Origin of the sequence: Luteitalea sp., from assembly GCF_044337415.1 — a bacterium.
Lineage (GTDB): Bacteria > Acidobacteriota > Vicinamibacteria > Vicinamibacterales > Vicinamibacteraceae > Luteitalea.
Genome location: NZ_JBIINP010000351.1, coordinates 1 through 3226, shown reverse-complemented (window position 1 = coordinate 3226; position 3226 = coordinate 1). Strand labels below are relative to the sequence as shown.

2 protein-coding genes are annotated in these 3226 nt (G+C 73.0%); both read left to right on the top strand.

All coding sequences use genetic code 11. The features are described 5' to 3' along the window. The coding region (locus ACIRDX_RS22160) for a PQQ-binding-like beta-propeller repeat protein (protein WP_396627592.1) at positions 1 to 1337 on the top strand (1337 nt) is incomplete at its 5' end. Next, positions 1337 to 3091: a hypothetical protein gene (locus ACIRDX_RS22155; RefSeq protein ID WP_396627591.1), complete on the top strand. Its 1755-nt coding sequence runs from the start codon at positions 1337 to 1339 to the stop codon at positions 3089 to 3091. The genes ACIRDX_RS22160 and ACIRDX_RS22155, both read left to right, overlap by 1 nt. Positions 3092 to 3226: the final 135 nt, after the last annotated feature.

Sequence of the window (3226 nt, the reverse complement as noted above, 5' to 3'; positions counted from 1 at the left end):
GCGAACTCGCCGTCGTCACCGGCGTGTCGGACGACCTCTGGGGCATCGACGTCGCCACCGGCCGCGAGATCTGGCACCGCAAGTTCGACAGCACGCTCACGAGCGAGGGCCGCACCGACGACACCCTCTGTCCGGGCGGGCTCACGGCGGTGCCGATCATGGCCCGCACCGCGCCGGGCACGTACACGATCTACGTGGTGTCCTGGGACGGCCGCCTGCGCCAGGTGAACCTGGCCGACGGCAAGGACGTCGCGCCTCCCGAGCTCTTCATCCCCGGTGGCGGCAAGCCCTACGCGCTGAATCTGCACGAGGGCGTCGTCTACACGGCCACCGCGCAGGGCTGCGGCGGGCTCACCAACGCGTTCTACTCGTTCAACCTCTCGACGAAGATCGTCAGTGCCTTCATTCCCGCGGGCGGCGGCCTGTGGGGACGACGGGGCGCCTCGATCGATCCGCAGGGCCGGGTGTTCCTCGGCACCGGCGATGCGCCGTTCGAGCCGCTCAACCGCCGGCTCGGCAACGGCATCGTCGGCGTGAAGCTGGACATGGTCGGCAACCTCCAGTTGGCCGACTACTTCGGGGCGCCGAACGCCAACTGGCTCTGGCGCCGCGACCTCGACGTCAACACGACGCCGATGGCCATCGACCACGGTGGGCGACGCTTCCTCGTCGGCACCAGCAAGGAATGCCGGCTGTGGCTGCTCGACCGCGACGCGCTCGGCGGTGAAGACCATCGGACGACGCTGCACACGACGCCGCTCATCTGCAACGACCAGCAGGCCTTCGATGCGCAGGGCATCTGGGGCGCGCTCGGCGCGTGGAAGGACAAGGCCGGCACGCAGTGGGTGCTCGCGCCGTTCTGGGGACCGGTCAGCAAGGGCTTCAAGGCGCCCATCGAGTACGGCCGGCCGAAAGGCGGCGGGGTGGCCGCGTTCACGCTGCGGCTGCGGCCGGAAGGCTGGCGACTGGTGCCGGCGTGGACCTCGCGCGACATGGATCTCGCCGAGGAAGTCGTCATCGCCAACGGCATCGTGTTCGCGTACGCCGCCGGCGAGGATGCCTCGCAGGTGATGCCCGAGAAGGGCTGGGACGAGGAGGGCGGCCCCGTGTACGGCGGTGGCCTGAGTTCGGGCCCCGTGCGCCGCATCGCGAGTTCGCGACGCGCAGCGCTGTACGCGCTCGACGCGCAGACCGGCAAGGAACTCTGGTCGAGCGGCGACCAGATCACCTCCTGGAACCACTTCAGCGGCCTGACCGTCGCCAACGGCAAGGCCTACGTCGCCACCTTCGACGGCACGCTGTACTGCTTCGGCATCCCCCGCGCGGAGGCCAAGTGATGCGCGTCACACGCTGGACCGCCACCGCGGTCACCTGCCTCCTCGCCGGCAGCGTCGGGCTCGCCCAGGTCGGTCGTGGCGGCACGCGCTGGTTCGCGCCGCTGGCCGACGCGCAGCGCACCTCGTGGGTGCGCGTCGACCAGAAGATCACCCCGCAGGCGATGGCCGCGCCCGGCTTCCGCCTGCAGTGGTCGAAGGCGCCTGGCAAGGAGCACGGCGTCACCGGTCCGTTCATGCAGGGCGTGACCGCGAGCGGCGTGACGCTCTTCGTGCCGATGTCGGTCGTGACCGGCGCGGGCGACCGCGTGTACGCGCTCGACAACGACATCGGCTTCGTCGTGTGGCAGCGCGCGCTCGACGTCGAGAACGCGGCAGCGCTGCCCGCCTGCGCGGGCCCGATCACCTCGGCCGCGACACGCATCGTGCCGCTCGACGCGACGGCGACGGCCGATCCGCTGGCTCGCCCGCCGTCGCCACCGGGCGTCGGCTACCGCAGCCTGATCGGCAAGCCGGGCGAAGGCAACCCGATGGACAGCGTGCGTCGGCAGGCCCAGCCGCCGCGTCCGGCCACCCCGGCCACACCGGCCACACCGGCGGCTGGCGCGGCAGGGGCAGCGGCCGGCACTGCCGCCCCCTCGGCCACGACGGCGCGCGCCCCGGGCGACATCCCCGGTGCACCGCGCAGCGCCACGCCCGTGCGTGGCCTGGCGGTGCCCTCCGGTGTGGTCTACGTGATCGGCCGCGACGGCCGCCTGCGCGTGCTGGGGCTCGCGTCTGGCAAGGACCTGCAGAAGCCGGCGGCGTTCCTGCCGCGCGGCGCGCGCTTCACGGCGCCCGTGGCCGTCGATACCCGTCTGTACACGGCCACCACCGGCGCGTGCGACGGCACGGCCGATGGCGTGTGGTCGGTGGACCTCGACAGCGACAGCAAGCCCGTCGTGTCGTGGAAGACCAACGGCGGTCCGGTCGTCGGCGCGGTGGCGTTCACCTCGGACGGCACCCTGCTGGTGGCGGTCGGCGCCGGCACGGCCAGCGGCGACGGCAAGGCCAACGCGATCGTCGCACTCGATCCGAAGACACTCGCAGTGAAGGACTGGTTCAGCCGGCCCGACGCCGACTTCGCGACGGGCCCGACGGTGATTCGCGTCGGCACGCGCGAGGTGGTGACGGCGGCGACGCGCGACGGGCGGGTGATCGTGCTCGACGCCGCCGGCCTTGGCGGTGCCGACCACGCGACGCCGCTCGCCACCTCGGCGGCTGTCGCGGGCACTGGCGCGGCCGTCCGCCGCGACGCGGTCGCCGCCTGGCAACAGGCCAACGGCGACACGTTCGTGCTGGTGCCGGTCGACGGACCGCTCGCGGCCGGCGTCGGCAGCCCTGGGCGGGCCCCAGTCCGTGGCGCCGTCGTGGCGCTCCGCCTTGCCGGCTCCGGAAGCGCGACGTCGATCGCGCCGGTGTGGGCGTCGGCCTCGCTCGCGTCACCGGCCACACCGGTCGTCGTCAACGGCGTGGTCTTCGCACTGGGATCGGGCAGGCCCGCTGGTGCGTCCCGCGCGGCCGTAGGGGCGGTGCTGCACGCGTACGACGGCCTCACCGGGAAGCGGTTCTACTCGAGTGGTGCCGCGATGAAGGCGCCCGCATCGCCCGGCAGCCTGTGGAGCGGCCTCGGCCAGATCTACGTGGGCACCGACGACGGCACGCTGCACGCGTTCGGCTTCGACGACGAGCGCTGGGCGCTTCCTCGGACGCGGTAGGGCGCGCGGTCTTCACCGGGACCGCACGTGCGGGGTGAAGCACGAGCCCGACCGCGAGGCCCGCAGCGCGTTGTCGTCGCTGACGTGACTTGGGGGAGGGCCGGCCGCATTCGCGGCATCGCGGCATCGCGGCAT